The sequence below is a fragment of the Nonomuraea sp. NPDC003707 genome, from assembly GCF_053587055.1.
This window is the reverse complement of sequence record NZ_JBSFNK010000005.1, coordinates 70,677-96,135: the sequence shown is the minus strand read 5'-3', so window position 1 is coordinate 96,135 and position 25,459 is coordinate 70,677. Positions and strand designations below refer to the sequence as shown.

The window sequence follows — 25,459 nt, the reverse complement described above, 5'->3', positions numbered from 1 at the left end:
AACAATCGAGGGACATGCCGGGAATGTCTGTAGCTGGGTTGTGATGTCATAGCGGGATGCCGCAGACCAGGAGGGCCGGAGCAGCCTGCGCGCTGCTCGGACTCGTCCTGGGAGCTCTCGCACTGGGGCCAGGGCTGGGGTGGGGGTTCGTCCTCGTCCAGGACATGGTGTTCGTGCCGGAGCCGCGTTTCTCGCGCTTCACCTTCGGGCTGGCCGGCGGGGCGCCGCGGGTCGTGCCGAGCGACGCCGTCGTGACCGCGGTGGCCTCGGTGGTTCCCGCGGAGCTGGTGCAGAAGGCGGTCCTGCTGGGGGTGTTCGCGCTGGGCTGCGCGGGGGCGGGGCTGCTGGTCCCGTCGGTCGTGCTGGGGCCCCGGCTGGTCGCGGGAGCGTTCTACGTCTGGAACCCGTACGTCGCCGAGCGGCTGCTGATGGGGCAGTGGGCGCTGCTCCTGGGGTACGCCGGCCTGCCGTGGGTGGTGCGGGCGGCGTGCGCGCGCCGCCGCGTGGCCGTGGCGATGGTGCCGGCCGCGGTGGGCGGGTTCGCCGCGATGGCCGTCACCGCGATCACCGTCATCCCCTCGGCCTGGTACGCCCGGAGCGCGACCGTCGAGCACAGACGCCGGGTGGCGGACACCGTGCTGGCGGCGAGCCTCGTCCTGGCGTTCAGCCTGCCCTGGCTGGTGCCCGCGCTGGCCCGGCCGGAGGCGCTGAACGGGGACGGCGTGGGCGTGGACGCGTTCGCCGCCCGGGCGGACGGCCCCTTCGGCTCGGTGGTGAGCCTGCTGTCGCTCGGCGGGATCTGGAACGCCGGCGCGGTGCCCGCCGGGTACGACGCACCGGTCGCCGCCCTGGCCAGGCTCGTGCTGGTGCTCGCCGGGATCGCGGCGGTGGCGCGCGCCCGGGACCTGTCCGGCCGGGCGGGGCTCGCCGTGGCGGCGGCCGCCGGGTTCGCGATCGCCTGCCTCGGCGTCACCGCCGCCGGCCGGGCGGCGCTCAGGTGGCTGGTGGAGCTGTGGGGCGGGTTCGGGGTGCTGCGTGACGCGCAGCAGTTCCTGGCGCCGCTCGCGCTGCTGGCCGCCGTGGGGCTCGGCCTGCTCGCCGCGCGGGCCGCCGCCGAGGGCGGGCGCCTGGTGCCGTACGGGGTGTCGCTCCTGGTGCTGGCGCCGGTGGCGGTGCTGCCGACGCTGGCTTGGGGGGCGTTCGGCCGGCTGGAGGCGGTGGAGTATCCGCGCGGCTGGTACGAGGCCAGGGCGGCGATCCTGGCGGACGGGGCACGGGGGGACGTCCTGGTGCTACCGTTCGAGTCTTATCGCCGGTTCCCCTGGAACGGCGGGCGGGCGGTGCTCGACCCGGCCCAGCGCTTCTTCGCCGCGCCGGGGCGCGACGTGGTGGCAAACGACTCCGTGCGGGTCGGCAGCATGGTCGTCGCGGCCGAGGACCGCCGGGTGCGCGAGGTGGAACGCGTACTAGATGGATCTTCACCAGACCTGGCCGCAGCGGGCTTCCGGTACGTCGTGGTGGACGCGGGGACGGTCGAGGAGCGTGCCGGGTTCGCCCGGTGGACCGAGGGGGCCACCCTGGTCGTCGATCGGCCTGAGCTGCGGTTGTACAGAATTCAAGCGCCTGCCGGGAACGATCACCCTACTTGATCGGCGACTTTGTGAAAATTCAGTCTAGCTACTAGCGAGTAAGGAGAATTGGTTCTAAGTTGGGTGCGCCCGGGTCATTGCCGCCTCAAAGGAGGAATTCCCGGTGATAAAGATCCTCTTAGCAGCGATCATTGGCGTCGCCCTGGCTGCGCTGGTGGCGACCGTCACGACCGTGTCACTCACCGGTGCCACGGCGACACCGGTCAACCGGCCGCTCTACAACTACGGCGACCGGTAACACGGGCCATGCCGCCCTCCCGTCGAGGGAACGAGAGGACGAGCCGACCGACACTGCTTGAGATCATCGTTCCCGCGTACAACGAGGAACGGCGACTTCCTGGGGGGCTCCTGCAGCTGTGCGCGAAGCTTGCCCGCCTTCCGTTCCCGACAGCCGTCATCGTCGTGGACAACGCCAGCACCGACCGCACCGCGGAGATCGTCAGTACCTGGCCGCAGGAGCCGGTCCCGGTACGCCTCGCGCAGTGCCCCACGCCCGGCAAGGGCGCGGCGGTGCGCGCCGGGCTGCTGGAGACCACCGCGCCCTTCGTCGGCTTCTGTGACGCCGACATGGCCACCGACCTGCGGGCCGTCGAGCGCGCCTTCGGGCTGCTGCTCTCCGGCGAGCGCATCGTCATCGGCTCGCGCGCGCATCCCCTGGCCGAGGTGGAGCACCGGCACAGCCCGATCCGGGAGCTGGGCGCGTTCGGATTCCGAGCGCTGGCCAGAGTGCTGGTGCCCGGGGTGAGCGACACGCAGTGCGGGTTCAAGTTCTTCGACGGGCTGCTCGCCCGCGAGATGGCGGCCCGGCTGCGGACCGACGGCTTCGCCTTCGACGTCGAGCTGCTCGCGCGCTGCGTCGCGGACGGCGCCTCCGTCCTGGAGATCCCCGTGACGTGGCATGACATGCCGGGCTCGCGGTTCTCCCCGGCCCGGCACAGCCTGGGCATAGTGCTGGAGCTCTGCCGGATCTGGGCGCGGCTGCGCGCGGAGTCGCGCGGCGCGCTCAGGGTGAAGCAACCGCTGGACTCCCTCGGATATCCGTGAACATCGCCATCGTCAACTGGCGCGACCCGTGGCATCCGGCCGCGGGGGGCGCCGAGGTCTACGCCTGGGAGCTGGCCCGGCGCTTCGCGGCCGACGGGGACCGGGTGTGGTTCGTCACGGCCCGCGCCCCCGGGCAGGCCCGCGAGGAGACCGTCGAAGGGGTGCGGCTGGTCCGCATGGGCGGGCCGTTCACGGTCTACCCCCTGGTGCTGCTCTGGATGTCGGTCCGGCGCAACCGCTTCGACGTGGTCCTCGACTGCCAGAACGGCATCCCGTTCTTCACGCCGCTGGTCGTGGGGCGGCGTACCCGGGTGTTGTGCGTCGTGCATCACGTGCACGACCGGCAGTTCGACGTGCACCTGCCGTGGTGGCTGGCCGCGCTCGGCCGGTTCCTGGAGGGGCCGGTGTCGCGGTGGGCGTACCGGGGGCGCGAGTGCGTGGCCGTCTCGCCGTCGACCGTGCGCGCCATGCGGGAGCGGCTCGGCTGGCGCGGGCCCATCCACCTCGTCCCGAACGGGGTGCCCGGCCGGCTGAGCGCGTCGCGCGCGAGCGCCGCGCGGAGTCGGCGGCCGCGGCTCGTGTGCGTCGGCAGGCTCGTCGCGCACAAGCGGGTGGAGCTGCTGCTGGAGGCCGTGCCCGAGCTCAGGAAGCGCTGGCCGGACCTGGTCGTGGACGTCGTCGGCAGGGGGCCGGAGGAGGCGCGGCTGCGCGCCGCGGCGCCCGAGGGCGTCGTCCTGCACGGCTATCTGACCGAGGAGGAGAAGGAGCGGCTGGTGTCCGCAGCCTGGCTGCAGGTCAACACCTCTCAAGGCGAGGGATGGGGGCTGTGCGTGCTGGAGGCGGCCGCGTCGGGGGTGCCGACGGTGGCGTACGACGTGGACGGGCTGCGGGACGCGGTGCGGCCCGGCGAGACCGGCTGGCTGCTGCCCGAGGGCGGGGACCTGGCCAAGGGCATCACCGCGGCCCTCGACGAGCTCACGGTGGCCTCCGACACCTATAGCGCGAAATGTCGGAAATGGGCGGCTCAGTTCTCCTGGGACCGCAGCGCCGAGCGGCTCTCCGCCCTCGTCCGCCGTCCCCCCGGCGCTCCCGCCACCCCTGTCGTCCTTGAGTGGGAGGAACGGTGACCGAGCGGGCCAGGCATCGGCTCTGGCTGGCGATCTGCTGCCTCGGCTTCGCCGTGCTGTCGTTCACCACCAAGCCCGGCAGCATCATCTCCGACACCAAGCTCGACCTCGCGCTCAACCCGATCGGCTGGCTGGAGCGCGTCGCCCACCTGTGGGACCTCCAGCACTTCGGGCAGCTCCAGAACCAGGCCGCCGGCTACGTGTTCCCGATGGGGCCGTTCTTCGCGCTCGGCGAGCTGGCCGGGCTGGACGCCTGGGTGACCCAGCGGCTCTGGCTGACGGCGCTGCTCTGCCTGGCGTTCCTGGGCGTGGAGCGGCTGGCCAGGCAGCTCGGCGTCGGCGGGCCCGGCGCCGCGATCGCCGCCGCGCTGGCGTACGCGCTGGCACCGCGCACCCTGTCGATCCTCGGCGAGATCTCCATCGAGTGGCTGCCCGCGGCGATGCTGCCGTGGATCCTGATCCCGCTGCTCACCGCCGCGGAGACGGGCCAGCGCGCCCGCGGCGCGATCAGGTCCGGGCTGGCCGTGGCGCTGTGCGGCGGCGTGAACGCGGTGGCGGTGCTGGCCGTGCTGGTCGCCCCCGTCGTCTACATCCTCACCCGGCCGCGCCCGGTGCCCCGCTGGCGGCTGCTCGCCTGGTGGACCGGCACCGTGTCGGTGGCCACGCTGTTCTGGTGGCTGCCGCTGCTCCTGGTGGGCCGCTACGCGTTCTCCTTCCTGCCGTACACCGAGACCGCCTCCACCACCACGCAGGTCACCTCGCTGACGAACGTGCTGCGCGGCGCCTCCGACTGGGTGCGCTACCTGACCGTCAACGGCGTCGCCACGCAGCCGCCCGGGTACGAGATCGCCACCGCGGCCGCCATGGTCCTGGTCACCGGCCTGCTCGCCGCGCTCGGCCTGGCCGGGCTGGCCCGGCGCGACCTGCCCGCCAAGGGGTTCGTCGTCACCCTGTTCCTGATCGGCACGGCGGCGCTGGTCGCCGGGCACATGAGCGCGCTGGAGCCGGTCGTCGCCGAGCCCGTGCGCTGGCTGCTCGACGGGCCGCTCGCGCCGCTGCGCAACCTGCGCAAGTTCGACCCCCTCGTCCGGCTGCCGCTGGCGCTCGGCCTGGCCCACCTGCTGGCCCACGTGACGGCCCGGGCGCGGCTGCCGATCCGGTCGGTGGCCGTGGCGACGCTCGCCGCGCTGGTGCTGCCGGTCTTCAACCAGGGCCTGGCCCCGCCCGGCGAGTTCAAGGAGGTGCCGCTCTACTGGCGGCAGGCCGCGACGTGGCTCAACCAGAACGCCGGTGACGACGGGGTGCTCGTCGTGCCCGGCTCCAAGTTCGGCGAGTACCTGTGGGGCCGGCCCATGGACGACCCCCTGCAGCCGCTGTCCGCCGTCCGCTGGACCGCCCGGCAGGTCACGGCGGCCGGCTCCGTGGGCATGACCAGGCTGCTCGACGTCATCGACCAGCGGCTCACCGCGGGCCACGGCTCGGCGGGGCTGACCGAGGTGCTGCGCAGGATGGGCGTGCACTACCTGCTCGTCAGGAACGACCTGATGCGGGCCAACCTGCAGGGAGCCTGGCCGTCACGCGTCTACGAGGCGCTGCGCGAGTCGCCCGGCATCACCAAGGTCACCTCGTTCGGCGGCGAGGTGGGCGACACCGGCACCGACGACGCCATCGAGTCGGTGGACTGGCCCTTCCCGGCGCTGGAGCTGTACAAGGTGTCGGAGAGCACCGACATGGTCAGCGTGGAGCCCGCCGCGGACGCGCTGGAGGTGCGCGGCGGCCCGGACTCGCTGCTGACGATGGGTGACCTCGGCCTGCTCGGCGAGGGCCCGGCGCTGGTGAACGGCGACGGGGCCGACTCCGGCCTGCCCACCGTGGTCAGCGACGGGCTGCGGCTGCGCGAGCGGCAGTTCGGCGAGATCAGGTCCAACTGGTCGCCCACCCTGACCGCGGACCGGCGCGACGACTTCACCGGCGTCAAGGAGCTCGACCTGCTGGAGGACGGCTGGCTGGAAGAGGCGGCCACCGCCGAGTACGACGGCATCGCCGACGTCACGGCCTCCTCCTCGGTCGCCGACGCCGACGCCGTGCCCGGCCTCAGCACCCCCGGCCGCGGCCCCTGGGCCGCGCTGGACGGCGACCTGGACACCGGCTGGGAGAGCGGCGGCTGGAAGCGGCCGGAGAACGAATGGCTCCGGATCGACCTCCGCCAGCCCCGGGAGATCCCCCGGCTGCGGGTGACCTTCACCAACAACCTGCTGATCAGCCAGTCGGTCAGGAAGGTGGCCGTGGAGACCGAGAGCGGCCGGCTGGTGCAGGACGTGGCCAAGACCAACGACGCTCAAACGCTCCGCGTCCCCGCCGGGCCGACGGGCTGGGTGCGGATCAGGGTGCTGGGCACGTACAACGCGGAGTGGAGCTTCGTGCAGCGGGTCGGCATCACCGAGGTCGCGATCCCCGGGGTCCTGCCCGGCCGCACCATCAGGATGCCGGGCCGGGACGGGGACGTCTTCGTCATGGACCGCGGGCTGGACGAGCGGCCGCGCTGCATGCGCAACTGGGCCCGCTGGGTGTGCAACCCGCTGCTGGTCAGGACGGGGGAGGAGGGTGCCGGGTTCGACCGGACGTTCACCTCGGACTCCGGCCGGAAGACCACCCTGCGGGGCTCGGCGGTGCTGCGGGACGTCGCGCTCGTCGACCGGTTCACCCGGCTGAGCGGCGACCTGACCACGGTGACCGGTTCGTCGGCGATGAGCAAGGACGCGGTGGTCGCGCCGAGGTCGGCGTTCGACGCCGACTCCGCCACCACGTGGGTGCCCTCGCCGGAGGACGCCGAGCCGACGCTCACGCTGGGCTGGAAGGGCCGGCGGACCGTCTCGCAGATCCAGGTCGCCCGCCCCGGCGGCGACCGGCAGGCGCTCGACGTGGTCGTGACCGGTGCCAAGGGCGAGGTCCGCGGCGGCCGGGTGGACGCCGGCGGGACGCTGCGGTTCAAGCCGCTCACCACGACGCGGCTGAAGCTGCGCTTCTACCCGGCCTCGCGCCGGCTCCAGGTCACCGAGCTGGTGATCCCCGGCCTCAGCCCGGCGAGCCGGCCGGCCGGGCCGGAGTTCCGGCTGGCCTGCGGGCTGGGCCCGACCCTCCAGGTGAACGGCGCGGCCGTGCAGACCAAGGTCACCGGCGTCTATGCCGACCTGCTGGAAGGGCGGCCCGTGCAGATCACCGCGTGCGGCCAGGTCACGCTGCGGGCGGGGGACAACCGGGTGCGGGCGGCCGGCTGGGAGCCGTTCGCGGTGGAGAACCTCGCGATCGGCGCGTTCCCGCCCCGGCGCAAGGCCGTGGAGAGCTCCGCCGCCCGCGGCGCCTGGTCCTCCGTCGAGCGCGAGGTACGGGTGAGCGCGCCGGAGGACTCCTTCCTCGTGGTCAACGAGAACTTCAACGCCGGCTGGCGGGCCGAACTGGACGGCCGGCAACTGCGCCCGATCCGGATCGACGGGTGGAAGCAGGGCTGGCAGCTGCCCGCGGGCACCGCGGGGACGGTGCGGCTGACGTACGAGCCCGACCAGCCCTATCGGCTCGCGCTCGGGCTGGGCCTGGCCGGGATCGCGCTGCTCGCGCTCCTCTCCCTGGTGATGCACGGACCCCGCCCCGAACACGTCAAGGAGACCGCCGCCGCGGCGGAGTCGCGGCTGTCGCGCTGGCGCGTGCCCTACGTCGTGGTGCTGGGCCTGGCGTTCGGCGGCTGGGTGGCGAACTGGCCCGGCATGCTCGTGGCGCTCGCCGCCGTCGTGGCCACCCTCTGGCTGCGGGTACACCGGCCGCACACACACTGGGCGACGGCGGGCCTGTTCGGCGCGGCGACGGTGGCGCTGGCCGCCGGGGTGTTCCTGCGCAACCGGGGCGTCGACGTCGATCCGCTGCTCGACCAGGTACCGCAGCTCCTGTCGTGCGCGGCGGTGGGGTCGCTGTTCGGCCAGCTCGTCACGGCGCCGGAGCCGACACCGGAGCCTGAGGTTCCGGCCGAGCAGGAGGTGCTGACCGCCACCGGCGGCTGAGCCGCAGCGCGTTCTCCTCGACGAGGTGGTAGCTCACGGCGCTCACCAGCAGCGAGCCGACGAGCGTGGGCACCGCCACGCCCACGAAGTCGCCGCTGAACACCGGGCGGCCGGTGAGCTTGTAGAAGAGCGTGATCACCGGCGCGTGCCACAGGAAGAAGCTGTACGAGATGCGCCCCAGATAGGCGGTCACCGGGTTGCCCAGCACCCGGTGCGGCAGCGTGTCGCGCCGGGAGGCCAGCGCGAACGGGGCCACCAGCAGCACCGCCACCGCCGTCTCCAGGACCATCCGCCACAGCGACTGCGACAGGCTGGGCAGCGTGAGGGTGCGCGGCCCGGCCAGTTCCGTGCTCAGCACCGCGAACGCCAGCAGCGCCAGCACCAGGAGCTGCGGCGCCAGCGCGTCCACCACCTCGCGCCGCTTGATCCACACCGACAGCACGGCCATCGCCATGCCGGCGGCGAAGAAGATCAGGTGGTTCGGCAGCCACAGCGCCAGCTCCGGCTGGTCGAGCACGTGCGAGACGACCACGCCGGCCAGCGAGATCACCGGGAGCACCGCGATGCCGCCGAGCAGCCGGAGAGGCCGGTTGCCGCCGCGCGCCCACCGGTGCAGGAGCCAGGCGAGCACCGGCAGGACCAGGTAGAAGGCCATCTCGATGGGCATCGTCCACATCTGGTAGAGCCCGTCGGGCGCCCGCCCCTGCTCGAAGGAGTTCTGCAGCAGGAACAGCCACTTGAGCCAGCCCGTCCAGTCGAGCTGCCCCCAGGCCCAGAGCGCCACCGCGGTGACCAGCCAGTAGGCGGGCAGCACGCGCATCGCCCGCCGCCACAGGTAGCGGCCCACCCGCGGCGACGGCGCGTCCTCCAGCACGGCACGGGCCCACGGCCGGTAGAGCAGCAGCCCGGACAGCAGGAAGAAGATCGGCACGGCGATGCCGAGCCGGGACGTCATCCAGGCGAACATGCCCTCCTGGTAGATCATCCCGGTGTTGCCGCCCACGTGCAGGACCCAGACGCCGAGCGCGGCCAGGGCCCGGATGCCGTCGAGCGCGGCGTCCCGCCCGGTGGCGGGGCCCTCTGCGGCGGCCATCACCCGAGTTTCCTGAGCACCAGGACGAGGTTCCACGTGACGAACTCCCGGACGACGGGGACCTTGACCAGCGGACGGCACCACCACGGCAGGTAGCGCGGGAAGGCGTCGACCAGCTCGACGTCCCGCGCGGACCGCGCCCAGCGCAGGCCGTGCGCGACGGAGACAGGGAAGAGCGAGCGCCCGTAGCGGTTCTTGGGCTGCCTGCCGTGCACCCGCGCGTACCGGCGGGCGGCGTGCTCGCCGCCCAGATAGTGCCAGGGCGAGGTCTCGTGCCCGCCCCACGGGGAGAGCCAGTTCGTGTACGCGAGGAAGATCACCCCGCCCTCGCGGGTGACCCGGGCCATCTCGGCCGCCATCCGCCACGGGTCCGGAACGTGCTCCAGCACGTTGGACGAGAAGCACACGTCGACCGACCCGTCGGCGAGCGGCAGCTCCAGGGCGCTGCCCAGCACGCCGGAGCCCGGTGCGCCCTGGCCGGTCAGCTCTCCCGCGTCGACGTCCACGCACGCGCACCGGGCGCCGGCCCGCCTGAAGGCGTCGGCGAAGTATCCGGGGCCGCCGCCCACGTCGAGCACGGTGGCGCCGGCCAGGGACACGCGGTCCGCGAGCTGGGCGGCGGTGTCGGTGGCGAGGGTGGTGTAGTACGCGTCCGGCTTGGCCTGCTCCGTCCTGAACGCGCGGAACAGCCGGATGGACCTGGCCAGATCGGCACGCATGCCCACGACTCCGTCCCGTCGAGAAGACACCCACAATAGAACGCGTTCCGATGCCTGGGTACAGGCAATCGCCGGGGGCGTCAAGAGAGCGGTCGGCGGACAGGGTATGTTCGGTGCACCGACGGCCATTCGTAGAACATGTTCCGATTTGTTACTCGGATGTGGCTGTGAAGACGTCTCGCCGGATGCTACTTTCCAGTAACGATCATGTTACGTACATCACACGCGCGACTTGAAGTCCGGGGGGCGGGGCGCTGAGTATGTAACCGGTTCTCGCACCTTCGACGCCCCAGGAGGATCTTGAATGCAGCGCACACCTGTACTCGTTCTCGTCGCCGTTGGTGCGTTTCTGGTGGTCCTCGCAGGAATGGTGAAATTCTGGGCGGCGGACCGGGTCATCTCCGCGCCGGCGGGCCAGTACAGCACCGTCGAGCTCGAGGCCCCGTCGTCCCAGTACTTCTCCGTCGCCGACGGGAAGGTGCTGACCGCGAACCTCAAGATGCTGGTCACCACCCGCGGCGACGTCTCGCAGGCCACCGACTCGCGCGTCGTCTGGGACGAGTTCACCGTGGTGGACGACGTCACCAACAACAAGCCGCAGATCAACATCTCCGAGCGGCGCAGCGCCTTCGACCGGCACACCGGCGTGGGCGTCAACTGCTGCGGGGTGAGCGTCAACAAGGAGCCCGTGACCCTGGAGGGGCAGATCTACCTGTTCCCCTTCGGCGTGGAGAAGAAGACGTACAAGTACTTCAACCAGACGGCCAAGCACGCCTTCGACGCGACGTTCGTCAGCGAGGACACCGTGGACGGGCTGCCCGTCTACAAGTTCCAGCTGAAGGTGCCGCCGACCAAGATCGCGACGTTGAGCGCCCCCGCCTCGATGATGGGGATGACGGGGACCGGTGACGTCCAGGTCGACCGCTGGTACGAAGGCGTGGACACGTACTGGGTGGAGCCCACCAGCGGCGCGCCGGTCAAGCAGGAAGTGAGCAGGAACGAGACGCTCAAGAGCCAGGACGGCGTCGAGCGGGCCAAGGCCCTGGTCGCCACCGCCTCCTTCACTCCGAAGACCATCTCCAACCTGGTGGCCACGGCCAGGGACGCCAAGAACCAGATCACCCTGGTGAAGACCACGATCCCCATCGCGCTGCTGGCGTCGGGCCTGCTCGCGTTCGGCGCCGCGCTGGTGGTCGCCCGCCGCCGCACGCCGCGCGCCGTCGTCAAGGAGCCGGTCGACGCCTAACTGCTGGAACAGGTTGCAGTTCGGCCCGGCTTGCGCGAGCAGCCGGGCCGAACTCGTGACTAGAGCAAAGGTTCTAGGGTAGAACGCGTTGCAGTTCGCTGGTTTCGCGGCTTATGGTCGGCTCATGCGGACACGTGTCACGGACATGTTCGGAATCGAGCTCCCGATCTTCGCCTTCAGCCACTGCAGGGACGTGGTCGCGGCCGTGAGCCGCGCCGGCGGCATGGGTGTGCTCGGTGCGCTCTACTTCACCCCCGAGGAGCTCGAGACCGAGCTCAAGTGGATCGACGACCACGTGGACGGCAAGCCGTACGGCGTGGACGTCGTCATGCCCGCCTCCTACGAGGGCGCCGACTTCGCGCCCGAGGAACTGGTGGGCCGCCTGCAGTCGATGATCCCCGACGGCCACCGGGGGTTCGTCGAGAACCTCCTGGCCAAGCACGGGGTCCCGCCGCTGTCGTCGGACGCCGACCCCGGCAAGGTGCTGCTCGGCTGGACGGACGCCACCGCGCGCCCCCAGGTCGAGGTCGCCCTGCGGCACCCCATCGCGCTGCTGGCCAACGCGCTCGGCCCGCCCCCCGCCGACGTGGTGGACCTCGCCCACGAGCACGGGGTCAAGGTCGCCGCCCTGGCCTCCACGCCCCGGCACGCGCTCAAGCAGGTGGAGGTCGGCGTGGACGTCGTGGTCGCCCAGGGCACCGAGGCCGGCGGCCACACGGGCGAGATCTCCACCATGGTGCTGATCCCGCAGGTGGTGGACGCGGTGGACGTGCCCGTCCTGGCCGCCGGCGGCATCGGCAACGGCCGCCAGATGGCGGCGGGGATGGCGCTGGGCGCCGAGGGCGTCTGGACCGGCTCGCTCTGGCTCACGGTCGAGGAGGCCGACACCCCGGAGATGGCCAAGCGCCGCATCCTGGAGGCCACCTCCCGCGACACGGTCCGCTCGCGCAGCTGGACCGGCAAGCCCGCGCGGCTGCTCAAGAACGCCTGGACGGAGGCTTGGGAGTCGGAGGAGTCGCCCGGCACGCTGCCGATGCCCCTGCAGTTCATGCTGGTGTCGGACGCCCTGCGGCGCATCGGCCGCTCCGACGTGTCGGACCTGGCCACCTTCCCGGCCGGCCAGGTCATCGGCATCACCAACCAGGTCCGCTCGACCAAGGACGTCATGTTCGGCCTGGTGGAGGAGTACGGTGAGGCGCTCGAACGCCTGGAGCGCCTCACCGGCGACTAGCGCGCGTGGTAGGTCGGGGGGCGCTTCTCGCGGAAGGCCCTGGTGCCTTCCTTGGCGTCCTCCGACCCGATCACCGGCCAGCCGATCTCGTCCGACACCTTCAGCGCCTCCGGTTCCGGCATGCCCAGGGTGTCCCGGTACGTACGCAGGATCGCCTGCACGGAGAGCGGCCCCGAGGAGGCGACGTCCTCGGCCAGTTCCCGGGCCGAGGCCAGCGCCTGGCCGTCGGGCACCACGCGGTTGACCAGCCCCATGGACAGCGCCTCCGCCGCCGTGATCGGTCGGCCGGTCAGGAGGAGGTCCATGGCGTGGCAGTACGGGATCTGCCGGGGCAGGCGTACGGCGCTGCCGCCCATGGGGAAGAGCGCCCGCTTGGCCTCGAACAGCCCCAGCGTGGACGACTCCGCCACCACCCGCAGGTCCGTCCCCACCAGCAGCTCCGTGCCGCCCGCCACCGCGTAGCCCTCGACCGCGCTGATGATCGGCTTGGTGGGCAGTTCCTCCCTGAGCAGGCCCTTCCAGTGGAAGTTGGGGATCTGCGCGGCCCTGGCCTGGACCTCCGGGTCCGTGGACGGCTGCCCCATGGCCTTGAGGTCGGCCCCCGCGCAGAACGTGCCCTCCGCGCCCGTCAGGATCGCCACCCTGATCCCGGCCTCGGCCGACGCGTACGCCCATGCCGAGGCCAGGCCGATCAGCATGTCCGAGGAGAGCGCGTTGCGCGCCTCCGGCCGGTTCATGGTGACGATCAGGACATGGCCGTCTCGTTCGATCCGGCAGTGGGGAGTGCTGATCGGCAGGAGCTCCACGTACGCCTCCGAAGTGTCTAATCAAGCGCTTGCTACGAACTTCGGCCCCAGGATACGCTCCCAGCAGCAAACGAGAACAGGTTCCTGTTTTTGCTCGCGCCACGAGGGAGTGCAGATGGGCACGCTCGGTTTCTGGAGGCTCGCGCAGGCGGATCCCGAGTGGATCGCGGCCGTGGACCCCGACGGCACGGAGCATCGCGCGGGCGATCTGCTCGCCCGGGCCAACCGCCTCGTCCACGGCTTACGCGGGCTCGGGCTCCAGCCCGGCGACGGCATCTGCGGCCTGGTGCCGAACGGTGCCGACGGGCTCGTGCTCTATCTCGCCGCCATGCAGGCCGGCTGGTACTACACCCCGGTCAACTGGCATCTGACCGGCCCCGAGATCGCGTACATCGTCTCCGACAGCGAGGCCAAGGCGTTCTTCGTGCACCCCCGCTACATCGAGGAGGGCGCCAGGGCGGCCGAGGCCATCGAGCCGCACCGCCGCTTCCTCGTCGGGGAGGGCAAGACGGATGGCTTCCGCCAGGTGAGCGAGCTGATCGACGGCCAGCCGGACACCGCGCCCGAGGACCGCACCGCGGGCGCCACCATGCACTACACCTCGGGCACGACCGGCAAGCCCAAAGGGGTCAAGCGCCGGCTGAACGGCCTCGATCCGGACGACTCCGCTGAGCTCATGACGTTCCTGCTCGGACTGTTCGGCATCACCCCGGGTCGCCCCAACGCCCACCTGGTCACCTCCCCGAATTACCACACCGCGGTCACCCAGTTCGGCGGCACCGCGCTGCACATGGGACACACCCTCGTCTACATGGACAAGTGGGACGCCGAAGAGCTGCTCCGGCTCTGCGAGCGCCACGGCGTCACGAACTCCCACCTCGTCCCGACCCACTTCAAGCGGCTGCTCGCGCTGCCGGAGGAGACCCGGACCAGGTACGACCTGTCCTCGCTCAAGTGGATGATCCACGCCGCCGCCCCCTGTCCGGTCCCGGTCAAGTGGGCGATGCTCGAGTGGTGGGGCGACTGCGTGTACGAGTACTACGCGGCCACCGAGGGCGGCGGCACCCTGGCCACGCCCGAGGACTGGAAGGCGCATCCGGGCACGGTCGGCAACGCCTGGCCCATCAGCGAGCTGCTGATCGCCGACGATCAGGGCGAGCCCGTGCCGACCGGCACCGCCGGGACGATCTACATGAAGATGATGGGCGTCCCGTTCGAGTACAAGGGCGACCCCGCCAAGACCGCCGCGAACCGGCTCAAGGAGTACTTCACCGTCGGGGACATCGGATACCTGGACGAGGACGGCTTCCTCTTCCTCTGCGACCGCAAGGCCGACATGATCATCTCCGGCGGGGCGAACATCTACCCCGCCGAGATCGAGAACGAGCTCATGATCCACCCGAAGGTGGCGGACGTGGCCGTGTTCGGCATCCCGGACGAGGAGTGGGGCGAGCAGATCAAGGCCGTGGTCGAGCCCGCGCCGGGCGTCGAGCCCGGCCCCGAGCTGGCCCGCGAGCTGCTGGCCTCGCTGGAGGGCCGCCTGTCCAGGATGAAGTGGCCCAAGAGCGTCGACTTCATCGCCGAGATGCCCCGAGAGCCCAACGGCAAACTGCTCAAACGCAAGCTCCGCGCCCCGTACTGGGAGGGACGAGACCGTGCCATCTGATCCGCTGGTCGCCCAGCACGTCCTGGAGTTCCCGGGCGGCTACACGAGAACCACAGGCCCCGTGATCGGCCGGTTCCTGAGCGAGTTGCGCGGCCGGCGCATCGTCGGGGTGCGGACGAACGAGGGCAAGGTGCTCGTGCCGCCCCTGGAGTACGACCCCGCGACCGGCGAGCCGGTGACCGCCGAGTACGTCGAGGTCGGTCCGGCCGGCACGGTCACCACCTGGGCGTGGGTGGACGAGCCGCTCGAAGGCCACCCGCTCGACCGCCCCTTCGCCTGGGCGCTGATCAAGCTGGACGGCGCCGACACCGCGCTGCTCCACGCCGTGGACGCGGGCAACGCCAAGGCGCTGGCCGTGGGCGCGCGCGTCTGGCCGGTCTGGAGCGACCGGCCCACCGGCCACATCCGCGACATCTCCCATTTCGCCCCCGAGGTCACGAAGATCGTCTCCAACGTGCGGGCCGAATACCGCCTCCAGGCGGGCGGCGCGCTCCGCGTCTTCCTGGAGGGCGTCCGGCGCGGCGTCTTCCTCGGCGGGCGGTGCGAGACCTGCGACAAGGTGTACGTGCCCTACCGCCAGTCCTGCCCCGAATGCGGAAGCGGCATCGCGGAGACGCTCGAAGTGCCCGACACCGGCACGATCACCACGTTCGCCATCAACAACCTGCCCGATCCCCGGGCCCCGCAGGTGCCGTTCGTGTCGGCGTACATCCTGCTCGACAACGCCGACATCCCCATGATCGCGCTCATCGGGGACGTACCCGCTCACGAGGTGCGCCAGGGCATGCGGGTCAGGGCGGTCTGGGTGCCGGAGAGCGAGCGTACGGCGTCAATGTCGAACATCCGCTGGTTCGCCCCCACCGGCGAGCCCGACGTGGAGCTGTCATGAGAGATGTCGCGATCGTCGCGTTCGCCCAGACTCGGCATACCGACCACGACGCCGGTCAGACCGAGCCCGAGCTGATCCTGCCCGTGATCGACGAGGTCAAGGAGCGCACCGGGCTCAAGAGGTTCGGCTTCACCTGCTCCGGCAGCTGCGACTACCTCGCGGGCGCCCCGTTCTCGTTCGTGTCGGCCCTCGACGCGCTGGGCGCCTGGCCGCCCATCTCGGAGAGCCACGTGGAGATGGACGGCGCCTGGGCCCTGTACGAGGCGTGGGTCCGGCTCCAGCACGGCGACATCGACTCGGCCCTGGTCTACGGGTTCGGCAAGTCGTCGCTCGGCGACCTGAACACGATCATGACGATCCAGCTCGACCCCTACTACCTGGCGCCGCTCGGCCTCGACCTGCTCTCCTACGCCGCGCTCCAGGCCGGCGCGGTCGGCGCGGACCGCAAGGAGCTCGACGAGATCGTCCGCAGGAGCCGGGCGGACGGGCGGGCCAACCCGTACGCGCTGGACCTGCCCGATCCGGACGGCGAGGACTTCGCGGTGCAACCGCTCAAGAAGACGGACGTGCCGCCCATCACGGACGGTGCGGCGGCGATCGTGCTCGCGGCCGGTGACCTGGCCGGGGAGCTGTGCCCGAACCCGGCCTACATCAGGGGCATCGCCCACCGCATCGAGCCCCACTACCTGGGCATGCGCGATCTCTCCGCGTCGGCCTCCGCGGCCGACGCCGCACGGGCGGCCGGGGTCGGCAAGGGACCCGTCGAGGTGGCCGAGCTGCACGCCCAGTTCCCGCACGAGGAGATCATCCTGCGCCGCGCGCTGGAGCTGCCCGGCGAAACGGTGATCAACCCGTCCGGCGGCCCGCTGGCCGCCAACCCCGTCATGGCGACGGGCCTCATCCGCATCGGCGAGGCCGCGCGGCGCATCCTCGACGGCGACGCGAGCCGCACCGTCGGGCACGCCGCGGGCGGGCCCTGCCTGCAGCACAACCTCGTCACCGTATTGGAGGCGTGACATGGGCAACCGCTGTGCGGTCATCGGTGTCGGGCAGACGCACTACACGACCAAGCGCAGGGACGTGTCGATCGCCGGGCTGGTGCGCGAGGCGGCGCTGCGGGCGCTGGAGGACGCCGGGCTGTCGTTCAAGGACATCGACGCCGTGGTCATCGGCAAGGCGCCGGACCTGTTCGAGGGCGTGATGATGCCGGAGTCGTACCTGGCGGACGCCCTCGGCGCGGCGGGCAAGCCGATGATGCGGGTGCACACGGCGGGCAGCGTGGGCGGCTCCACGGCGCTGGTCGGCGCCAGCCTCATCCAGGGCGGCGTGCACGACCGGGTGCTGGTGGTGGCGTTCGAGAAGCAGTCGGAGTCGAACGCCACCTGGGCGCTGTCCACGCACCTGCCGTTCAGCGCGTCGCTGGTCGTGGGGGCGGGCGGCTACTTCGCGCCGCACATCCGCGAGTACATGCGCAGATCGGGCGCGCCCGATCACATCGGGACGCTGGTGGCGGTCAAGGACCGGCTCAACGCGCTCAAGAACCCGTACGCGCACCTCAAGATCCCCGGCATCGACCAGAAGATGGTCGAGTCCACGCCGATGTTGTGGGAGCCGATCCGCTACCTGGAGACCTGCCCGTCCAGCGACGGCGCCTGCGCGATGGTGCTGTCGTCCGAGTCGAAGGTCACCGGCACCCCGGCCTGGGTGCACGGCACCGCCATGCGCTCCGAGCCGATCTTCCGCGCCGGGCGCGACACGGTCAGCCCGCAGGCGGGCAAGGACTGCGCGGCCGACGTCTACCGCCAGGCCGGCATCACCGACCCGCGGCGGCAGATCGACGTGGCCGAGACGTACGTGCCGTTCTCCTGGTACGAGCCGATGTGGCTGGAGAACCTGGGGTTCGCGGCGGACGGGGAGGGGTGGAAGCTCACCGAGTCGGGCGCGACGGCGCTCGACGGTGACACCCCGTGGAACGCCTCGGGCGGGGTGCTGTCGAGCAACCCGATCGGGGCGTCGGGACTGATCAGGTTCGCCGAGGCCGCGCTGCAGGTGCGCGGGATGGCGGGCGAGCACCAGGTGGACGGCGCCCGCACGGCGCTCGGCCACGCCTATGGCGGGGGAGCCCAGTTCTTCGCGATGTGGATCGTCGGACGGGAGAGACCCTGATGGAGTTCAACCACGCTGACCTGTTCGAAGGGCTCGCGGACGCGATCGGGGACAGGACCGCCGTCGTCTGCGGCCTGGACCGGCGCACCTACGCCGAGCTGGAGGCCGAGTCGAACCGGCTCGCCCACTACCTCATGGACCTGGGCGTCCAGCCCGGCGAGCACGTCGGCCTCCACCTCTACAACGGCATCGAGTACGTGGCGGGCCTGCTGGCCGCGCTGAAGATCCGGGCCGTGCCGATCAACGTCAACTACCGCTACGTCGAGGCCGAGCTGCTCTACCTCTATCGCGACGCCGACATCCGGGCGCTGGTCTACGACGTGGAGTTCGACGCGCGGGTGGCCGCCGTGGCGGACCGGGCGCCGCTGCTGGAGCACCTGATCTCGGTGGGCGGGCCGTCGGCGATCGGCGCGGCGGTGCCGTACGAGACCGCTCTGGAGCGCGGCCGGCCGGAGCGCGGTTTCCCGGCGCGCTCGGGCAACGACGTCTACATCATCTACACCGGCGGCACCACGGGCATGCCCAAGGGGGCGATGTGGCGCGTCGAGGACCTGTTCATGGCCTTCGGCGGCGGCAACCCGTACGGCGAGCCGCGCGCCACCCCGCGCGAGGTGATCGACGAGGCCGTCAAGGCCGGGCCGATGGTCATGATGGCCGCGCCGCCGCTGATGCACGGGGCCGCGCAGATGGCCACGTTCATCGCCTGGTGGATGGGCGCGACCATGGTGTATGTGCGCAAGTTCGACGCCGAGGACGTGTGGCGGGCGGTCGAGCGCGAGCGCGTGCTCACCATGAACATCACCGGCGACGCCATGGCCAGGCCCCTGGCCGAGGCGCTGGAGAAGGGCGGTTACGACGTCTCGTCGCTGTTCGTGGTCAGCTCGACCGGGGCGATCCTGTCGGGCGCGGTACGCGACCGGCTCCAGAAGGCACTCCCGAACATCGGAATCCTGGACAACTTCGGCTCCACCGAGTCCGGCTTCACCGCGTCCGGCGTGGCCGGGTCCTCGCCGGAGAAGGGCCTGCGCTACCAGCCGAACTCCGTGGTCAAGCTGGCCGTACTCGACGAGCGGCACCGGCCCGTCGAGCCCGGCTCCGGGCAGCTCGGGACCGTCGCCAGGGCGGGGCGGGTGGCGTTCGGCTACTACAACGACCCCGACAAGACGGCCCGCACGTTCGTCACCGACGCGGACGGCACCCGCTGGCTGCTGACCGGCGACCTGGCGACCGTGGACACCGACGGGACCGTGAACGTGTTCGGTCGCGGCTCGCAGTGCATCAACACCGGCGGGGAGAAGGTCTTCCCCGAGGAGGTCGAGGCGGTGCTCAAGGGGCATCCGTCGGTGTTCGACGCGGTGGTGACCGGGGTGCCGGACGAGCGGTGGGGGAACAGGGTCGCGGCCGTGGTGGAGCCGCGGCCGGGCGTCGAGGTCACGGCCGAGGAGCTGGACGCGCACTGCAGGACGCTGCTGTCGGGGTACAAGGTGCCTCGTACGTACGCGTTCGTGGAGGAGATGGTGCGCTCGCCGGCCGGCAAGGCCGACTACCGGTGGGCCCGCGAGACGGTCCAGGCCAACGACGCCTAGAGCCGCTGCAGTTCCTCCTCGATCGCCGCCGACTCGTCGCGCCTGCCCGTCTTCTCCAGCAGCGTCAGCCTGCCCCGCAGCACGTCGCGGAGCAGGTCGGGGACGCCGTCGTGGGCCGTCAGGTCCCGCAGCAGCCCCGCGGAGACGCGCAGCGCGGCGTCGGCGGCGTCGTCCCTGCCCAGCTCCTGCTGGCACAGGCCGAGCCGGGCGTGTGCCACGGCCCTGGACAGCTCGTCCCGGGTCACCTGCGTGGCGCGGTGGAAGACGAGCCCCGCCTCCAGCGCCCGGCCCGCCTCCATGAGGGCGTCGCCCAGCATGAGCATCGCCCTGGACAGCAGCTCGCGCTGCGTCGGGTTCCCCTGGCCGGAGCGCTGCTCCACGATGCTTCCCGGGCCGAACCGCTCCAGCGCCGCCACCGCCTCCCGCAGCGGCTGGATCGCCTCGGCGGCCAGGCCCCGCATCCTGAGCGCGGACGCCATCGTGAGGCAGGCGCCCGCCCGGCTGGTGTGCAGGGCCTGCGCGTTCACGCCGGTGGTCAGCAGCTCGTCGTAGATGCCGATGGCCTCGCGGGCCCTGGCCTCGGCCTCGATCCCCACGTCCAGCCCCAGCAGGGGCAGCAGCTCGGAGCTCTGAGCCAGGGAGTCGGCGAGGACGGCCCGGTACGTGAGATCGTCCGGCGACCGCCGGGCCCGCGGGATCAGCTCCTCGACGAGCGCGTTGGCCTCGGCGAGCTCGCCGCGCATCATGTGGCACCGTACGAGCCGCTGGGTAGCCAGGGTGTGCTTGAGCGTGCCCGGCGGCTGTCCGGCGGCGGCGATCCCGGCATACTCGGCGGCCTCCTCCGGCCGCCCGGCGGCCAACAGGTCGTCGGCGATCACCGCGGCGGTCTCGGCGGCCTCCCGCTGCTCCGACAGGTCCGTGTAGAGCCGCAACGCCTCCATGAGGTGCTCCAGCGCCTCCTGCTCCCTGCCGGCGGCCCGCAGCGCCCGCCCGCGCACCTGGATCGCCTGAGCCCGGACGCGGCGCAGCTCCGGCCCGGCTTCCGGGGCCCGGTCCAGCTCGGCCAGGGACCAGGTGATCGCCTCCAGGGCGGCCTGGGGGCGTTCGAGCATGGCCAGGGCGGCGCCGAGCCGGGCGTACGTCACGGCGGCCAGGGCCGGGTCGTCCAGCTCGTCGCAGAGGTCGGCGGCCCGCTCGCAGTGCGCCAGCGCCTCCACGGGGCGGCCCTGTTCGAGCAGCAGGACGGCGTAGCGGTTGAGGACGTCCGCCGGCACGTCGCCCGGCTGCCCGGCGAGGAGGTGGACGGCCTGCTCCAGGACGGCGGGATCGGCCCGGCCGTGCCGGGCGAGCGCGGCCAGCGCCAGGCCGAGCCGTCCGCAGTGGTCGCCGGAGAAGGCGGCCAGCCCTCGGTAGACCCGGACGGCCAGCTCCGCGCACAGCACCGCCGCGTCTTCCTGCGCCGTGCCTTCCTGCGCCGTGCCTTTCTTCGCGGCTGCGCCGAGCCGCGTCAGGCAGCGCCCGTACCGGTCGTGCACCTCGGCGCCGCCACCGCCGCTCAGCGGCACCTCCCGCTCCAGCGCGTCCGTGAAGGACGCGAGGGACGGAAGCAGCTCGGAGGGGTCGCCCGGATAGCCGGAGACCTCCTCGATGAGCGTTCCGAGCACATCTGTCCCGGGAAGCGGCCGCGTGTCGAGCATCCGGCGGTAGAGGGCGATGCCCGCGGCCGGTCCTTCCTCCTCGATCCGCATCCTGGCCAGCCGCGCGAGGGCCGGCAGGTGCACGCCGGCGAGCTCCGGCGGCGGGTCGGCCATCAGCTCGACGCCCTCGGCCAGCTTCGGCCCGGCCGCGCCGGGATCGTGCAGCTCGGCCAGGCACAGGCCGGCGAGCTCCAGGCAGGCGGCGGCGAGCACCCGGTCGTCCGCCGGCGTCATGACATCGAGGGCCCGGGTGGCCAACCGGAGTGCGCCTTCGACGTCCTGCCCGGCGAAGCGGGCGCCGCCCTGCAGGCACAGCGCCCCGGCGAGGGCGGAGGCGGTCGCGAGCCCTTCCGAGACGAGCCCGTCGTACAGCTCGACGAGCCGGTCGGCGGCAGCCTCCGCGCCGGCCCGGGGTAGCGCGGCCGTCTCCAGGATCAGCAGCTCGGCCAGCTCCGTGCGGAACACGACGCTCGTCTCGGCCATCGGCTCGTAGGACTCGACGGCGGTGCGCAGGTGCGGCCTGGCCTCCTCGGCCCGCCCCAGGCTCACGAGCGCCCTGCCGAGCGCCGCCGCCACCATCCCCACGGCGATCGCGTGCGGCCGCTCCGGGCCGGGCTCGCGCTGCGGCGCGTCCGGTACGGGGTGGCGGCGCAGCAGCTCGGCGGCCTGCGTCGCGAGCACGAGTCCGTCCCCGGCCCGCCCCACGTCCGTCCAGGCCCGGGCGAGCACGGCCTGCGCGGAGATGTAGGCATGGATCTCCGGCGTGCCGCCCGCCTCGGCGGCCTGCCGGCAGTCCACCAGCCGCCGCTCCGCGCTGACCACGGCCTCCTCCGGCCGCGAGGTGACCAACTCCAGCAGCCACGGCCGCCCACCCACGCGACCGGCGGCCGGTTCCGGCAGCCGCGGCCGGCCACCCATATGGCCGCCCGCCGGCTCCGGCCGTCGGGCTCGCGCCCGTGCCTCGGACGCATGCCGCGCGGGGGAGCCGTTCTCGGCCGCCAAGTCCTCGGGGCTCAGCCCGTCGTACAGCTCGGCGGCGAGCTCCAGCTGCGCCCGGCCGTCGGCGGGCCGCCCGAGCTCGTCCAGGCACAGGCCGAGCAGCCGCCTGGCCCGCGCCTCCGTGGCCGGGCGCCGGTCGGCCGCCACGCTCATGGCCTCCTGCAACGGCCCCAGCGCCGCCTCGGGCCGGTCGTCGACCAGCAGCAGCTCGCCCAGCTCCAGCAGCTGCCCGGTTAAGGCATGACCGTGCTCGTCGGGCTCCAGGGCGACCAGGGCACGCAGGTTGCGTACGGCTTCGGCGGCGGACCGCACGGCGGCGTCCAGGTCGTCCAGCCGGGCATGGAGCGCGGCCAGCAGCCCGGCGGCGTCGGCGAGCATGGACCGCAGGCCGGGCTCCTGGGCGGCGAGGCCGCGCAGCCGTACGACGGCCTCCGAAGCGGGGACGACCGCGTCGGCCGGCCTGCCCTGCCCTTCGAGCCAGGCGGCCAGGAGGCGGAGGTGGTGGGCCAGATCCGTGTTCGTGGGGGCCACGCCCTTGACGGCCGCGGTGATGGCGACGGCGAGGCAGGCGGCCAGCTCGGGCAGCGCGCCGCCGTCCGCCTCCTCGAACGGCACCAGCGGCCCGGGCACCGGCACCGGCTCGGCTGTCCCCTTAGGCGGCCCCACGGCCGCGACAGGGAGCGCGCCGGTCGGGATGGGGAGCGCTCCGGGAGGTGGCGCGAGGGCCGGGGCGGCGAGCAACCTCATCGGCGGCGTGTCGTCCGGCCGGAACCCGGCCCCAGGATCCGGCGGAGGCGAAAAGGCCGAGCGGGGGCGCACGCCTGGTTGCGTGGTCGGTTCGGGCCCCGGCCATGAGGTGACGGACGGCCCCGACCGCAGAGGCGCGGAGGCGAGCGCCGCCAGGTGGGCCGCGGTGCCGGCGTCGCCGCCCGCCGCCTCGAACGCCGCCACGGCCTCGTCCAGCCGCCCGAGCTCCAGCAGCGCGCACGCGACATTGTGGTGCGCCCGCGCCGCCTCCGCCGCGTACCCAGGGTCCTCCTCGGCCAGGATGCGGAACCTGGCCGCAGCCTCCTGCGCGGGCTTGAGCGCCGAACCGGCCTCACCCGCCAGCAGCAGGCACGCCCCCAGGCTGAACAGCGCCTCCGCCCGCCCGGCCGCCGCCTCGTACGGGGGAGCGGCCGCGTGGATCTCGACGGCCTCCGCCGCCGCCACGACCGCCTCGCCGACCCGCCCGACGGCCACCAGCCGCCCGGACAGCCAGGTCAACCCCGCGGCCTGCGCGATCCGCTCGCCACTCGCCCGGCGGTGCCGTACGGCCAGCTCGCCGAGGGTGACGTGCAACACCCGCAGCCCCAGCGCCGCGCCCCGCCCGCTCTCCAGCAGGCCGGACGCGGCCTCGGCGAGCTCCCGGTCGGCGGGGAACAGCGTGAGGGCGGTGTTGAGCAGGTCCCCGAGCCGGGTGGCGGGGTTCGCGGCGGCCTCGGTGACCATCGCGCCGATCCTGGCCCCGACCAGGGAGCGCAGCGCCGACCCGACCCGCGCCCGGTCGGCGGACAGGCGCAGGACGTGCAGCAGGTGGACGAGGTGGTGGACCGTGCGGCCCTCATGATCGTGGAGGGCGAGCACGAGCTCGTCCAGGCCCTCCGTCTCGGCCAGGAGCTCCTCGGCGACCAGGTCGGGGCCCAGCTCGCCGCTCGGGAAGACGGTGCCCAGCCAGCGGGCCGCGTTCGTGGTGTGCCCGTGGAGCCCGGTCCCGCCACGCAGTCCGGGTACGGCCGTCAGCAGGCCCGGCAGCTCGGCAGGCGTCGGCGCGGTGAGCGTGAGCACCGCCACGGCCTGGCGTGTCGTCACGTCGTCCACGCGTTCGTGCTCGGCGGGCCACACCCGCGCCCACTGGTCGCTCTCCCGCGCCAGGAACCGGTGGAGCAGGCCGTCTCCGTGCGGCCGCATCGGTTGCGTGCGCAGGTCGGCGTCGCGGTCGCGTGCGTGCGCGGGCGGTTCGCCGTCGCGGGAGGGTGCGGGGTGCTCGTCGTCGCACAGCCGGAGCAGGGCCGCCAGGTGGACGTGGAGCGGGAGGCCGTACTCCGGGTCGTCGAGGCGCGGCGGGGCGGGCAGTGCGGCCCGGCTGGGGGCGAAGGCCTTCATGGCGGCGAGCGCGTGGTCCGTGCGCTCCGCCAGGGTGAGCGGGTGGGCGTTGAGCTGGACCGTCGTGGAGGTGAGCCGTCTCAGCCAGCCGCCCGCCGCCGTGTCGAGCCGCCGCCACCAGTCCGCCTCGCCGAGCTCGCGGGCCAGCAGCAGGAGCCGTACGCGGGGGTTGCGCCCGTGCTTGGCCAGGCGCCGTACCAGCTCGCCCACCAGGGGCGGGGACGGGTCAGGATGGTCCACCACGAGCAGGGTCGGCCGTAACGCCTCCAGGGCCCGGCCAATCAGCGGGCCGCCTGCGGAGTCCAGCGGCAGGAATCCGGTGTCCCACCCTGCCTCGGCCAGCTCCGCGCAGAGCTCGCCCGCCAGCCTCGTCTTGCCCGTGCCGCTCCGGCCGGTCAGCACCGCGATCGACAGGGCGGCCGGTTCGGCGGCCCACGCGCGCAGGTCCGCCAGCTGCTCGTCCCTCCCCAGGAACGGCACCACCGCGTGCCGCGCCATCAGCAGCGTCCAGTCCGAGCAGTCCTGGGGCAGCCTCTCGCGGGCGGGGGCCAGGAGGTCGGCGAGGATCACCGAGGGGTCGTCCTCCGCCACGGTCTCCATCCGGCCGGGCGCCACGCCCGCCAGCTCGCAGAACCGTTCGTCGCCCAGCAGCGCGGTCGCGGGCACCGCGTCCAGCTCGTGCGGCGCGGTCCCGGACGGGCCGGCGGCGACCACGCCGATGATCTGCCCGGCCGGCTCGGCGAGCAGGACCGCGCCCGACAGGCCCCGCGTGAGCGCGCCCGGCGGCGACTCGGGCCCGGGGCTCAGCACGCTGACCGCCAGAACCTTCGGCACCGCGCCGGTGGGGGCGTCGACCAGGCCCGTCATGGTCTCCGCGTCCCGGATCCCGGCCCGCCGCCCCAGCCACGGGAACCCTCTGGCCACGCAGCGCACCCTGAAGCCCGCTGCCGCGCCGGAGGAGGTGGCGACCCTGGCCCAGCGGACGTGTTCGATGCCGGGGACGCCGGCCCACGGGGCTCCGGCGACCCGCAGGAGCACCGCGCCCGCCCCGCCGCGCCATACCTGCTCGGCCTCGGCCCAGTGGCCCGAATCGGCCGCGCGTACCTGGCACGGCAGGCCGTGGGCCACCACCAGGCCGGAGGCCAGCACCAGATCGGCGCCGATCGCATAGCCGGAGCCGGTCACGCCGACAAGGTCGTCGTGACCCGAGTAGACCTCGACGACCCGTTCGAGCCCGAGGCGGTGCGGTGGCGTGTCCATGAGGTCCGCCTCTTAGCTACGTCCCGACGTGCCGTCCCCCTGATCTGATCTCACTATCGCACTATGAGCCAGAAATTTCCTGGC

At 72.9% G+C, this 25,459-nt stretch carries 16 protein-coding genes; 12 read left to right on the top strand and 4 right to left on the bottom strand.

Annotation, left to right across the window (positions count from 1 at the left end; translation table 11 throughout):
• Positions 1–56: 56 nt before the first annotated feature.
• The 5 genes from ACWDRB_RS14410 to ACWDRB_RS14390 all read left to right on the top strand — a co-directional run bounded on the left by ACWDRB_RS14410 (position 57) and on the right by ACWDRB_RS14390 (position 7,872).
• Positions 57–1,649: a hypothetical protein gene (locus tag ACWDRB_RS14410; protein ID WP_449893895.1), complete on the top strand. Its 1,593-nt coding sequence runs from the start codon at positions 57–59 to the stop codon at positions 1,647–1,649.
• 103 nt (positions 1,650–1,752) lie between these two features.
• Positions 1,753–1,887: a hypothetical protein gene (locus ACWDRB_RS14405; RefSeq protein ID WP_318787313.1), complete on the top strand. Its 135-nt coding sequence runs from the start codon at positions 1,753–1,755 to the stop codon at positions 1,885–1,887.
• Positions 1,888–1,895: 8 nt separating this feature from the next.
• Entirely contained in the window at positions 1,896–2,693 is a 798-nt protein-coding gene (locus tag ACWDRB_RS14400) for a glycosyltransferase (protein ID WP_350728475.1), read from the top strand.
• Positions 2,690–3,820, top strand: coding sequence for a glycosyltransferase family 4 protein (locus ACWDRB_RS14395; protein ID WP_449893891.1), 1,131 nt, complete (start codon positions 2,690–2,692; stop codon positions 3,818–3,820). The genes ACWDRB_RS14400 and ACWDRB_RS14395 overlap by 4 nt, the downstream gene beginning before the upstream one ends.
• The gene (locus ACWDRB_RS14390; RefSeq protein ID WP_449893889.1) at positions 3,817–7,872 is read left to right on the top strand and encodes an alpha-(1->3)-arabinofuranosyltransferase domain-containing protein; all 4,056 of its coding nucleotides are present in this window, start codon (positions 3,817–3,819) and stop codon (positions 7,870–7,872) included. The genes ACWDRB_RS14395 and ACWDRB_RS14390 overlap by 4 nt, the downstream gene beginning before the upstream one ends.
• Here the strand turns inward: ACWDRB_RS14390 and ACWDRB_RS14385 are convergent.
• Both ACWDRB_RS14385 and ACWDRB_RS14380 read right to left on the bottom strand, forming a co-directional pair.
• On the bottom strand, positions 7,799–8,965 hold the full coding sequence (locus ACWDRB_RS14385; protein WP_449893887.1) for an acyltransferase family protein: 1,167 nt from the start codon (positions 8,963–8,965) through the stop codon (positions 7,799–7,801). The genes ACWDRB_RS14390 and ACWDRB_RS14385 overlap by 74 nt on opposite strands.
• Positions 8,965–9,684, bottom strand: a complete 720-nt coding sequence (locus tag ACWDRB_RS14380; RefSeq protein WP_449893885.1) for a methyltransferase domain-containing protein — start codon at positions 9,682–9,684, stop codon at positions 8,965–8,967. Before ACWDRB_RS14380 ends, ACWDRB_RS14385 begins: the two co-directional genes overlap by 1 nt.
• Before the next feature lie 304 nt (positions 9,685–9,988).
• On the opposite strand from ACWDRB_RS14380, the gene ACWDRB_RS14375 reads away from it, so the two are divergent.
• A complete protein-coding gene (locus ACWDRB_RS14375; RefSeq protein ID WP_397368216.1) occupies positions 9,989–10,930 on the top strand; it encodes a DUF3068 domain-containing protein in 942 nt (313 codons plus the stop codon).
• A 124-nt stretch (positions 10,931–11,054) separates the two neighbouring features.
• A complete protein-coding gene (locus tag ACWDRB_RS14370) occupies positions 11,055–12,161 on the top strand; it encodes an NAD(P)H-dependent flavin oxidoreductase (protein ID WP_350728481.1) in 1,107 nt (368 codons plus the stop codon).
• On the opposite strand, the gene ACWDRB_RS14365 is transcribed toward ACWDRB_RS14370, so the two are convergent.
• A complete protein-coding gene (locus tag ACWDRB_RS14365) occupies positions 12,158–12,967 on the bottom strand; it encodes a crotonase/enoyl-CoA hydratase family protein (RefSeq protein WP_350728482.1) in 810 nt (269 codons plus the stop codon). The genes ACWDRB_RS14370 and ACWDRB_RS14365 overlap by 4 nt on opposite strands.
• A 115-nt stretch (positions 12,968–13,082) precedes the next feature.
• On the opposite strand from ACWDRB_RS14365, the gene ACWDRB_RS14360 reads away from it, so the two are divergent.
• The 5 genes from ACWDRB_RS14360 to ACWDRB_RS14340 are packed head-to-tail and all read left to right on the top strand — an operon-like array spanning position 13,083 to position 19,274.
• Positions 13,083–14,633, top strand: coding sequence for an acyl-CoA synthetase (locus ACWDRB_RS14360; RefSeq protein WP_449893882.1), 1,551 nt, complete (start codon positions 13,083–13,085; stop codon positions 14,631–14,633).
• Positions 14,623–15,522, top strand: coding sequence for a Zn-ribbon domain-containing OB-fold protein (locus ACWDRB_RS14355; protein ID WP_397368214.1), 900 nt, complete (start codon positions 14,623–14,625; stop codon positions 15,520–15,522). Before ACWDRB_RS14360 ends, ACWDRB_RS14355 begins: the two co-directional genes overlap by 11 nt.
• Positions 15,519–16,538 (top strand): thiolase domain-containing protein, encoded by a 1,020-nt coding sequence (locus tag ACWDRB_RS14350; protein WP_350728485.1) that lies wholly within the window; start codon positions 15,519–15,521, stop codon positions 16,536–16,538. The genes ACWDRB_RS14355 and ACWDRB_RS14350 overlap by 4 nt, the downstream gene beginning before the upstream one ends.
• 1 nt (position 16,539) lies before the next feature.
• Entirely contained in the window at positions 16,540–17,688 is a 1,149-nt protein-coding gene (locus ACWDRB_RS14345) for a thiolase domain-containing protein (protein WP_357726686.1), read from the top strand.
• Positions 17,688–19,274, top strand: a complete 1,587-nt coding sequence (locus tag ACWDRB_RS14340) for an acyl-CoA synthetase (RefSeq protein WP_449893879.1) — start codon at positions 17,688–17,690, stop codon at positions 19,272–19,274. The genes ACWDRB_RS14345 and ACWDRB_RS14340 overlap by 1 nt, the downstream gene beginning before the upstream one ends.
• Here ACWDRB_RS14340 and ACWDRB_RS14335 read toward each other — a convergent pair.
• On the bottom strand, positions 19,271–25,375 hold the full coding sequence (locus tag ACWDRB_RS14335; RefSeq protein ID WP_449893876.1) for a tetratricopeptide repeat protein: 6,105 nt from the start codon (positions 25,373–25,375) through the stop codon (positions 19,271–19,273). The two genes, ACWDRB_RS14340 and ACWDRB_RS14335, sit on opposite strands and share 4 nt — an antisense overlap.
• Positions 25,376–25,459: the final 84 nt, after the last annotated feature.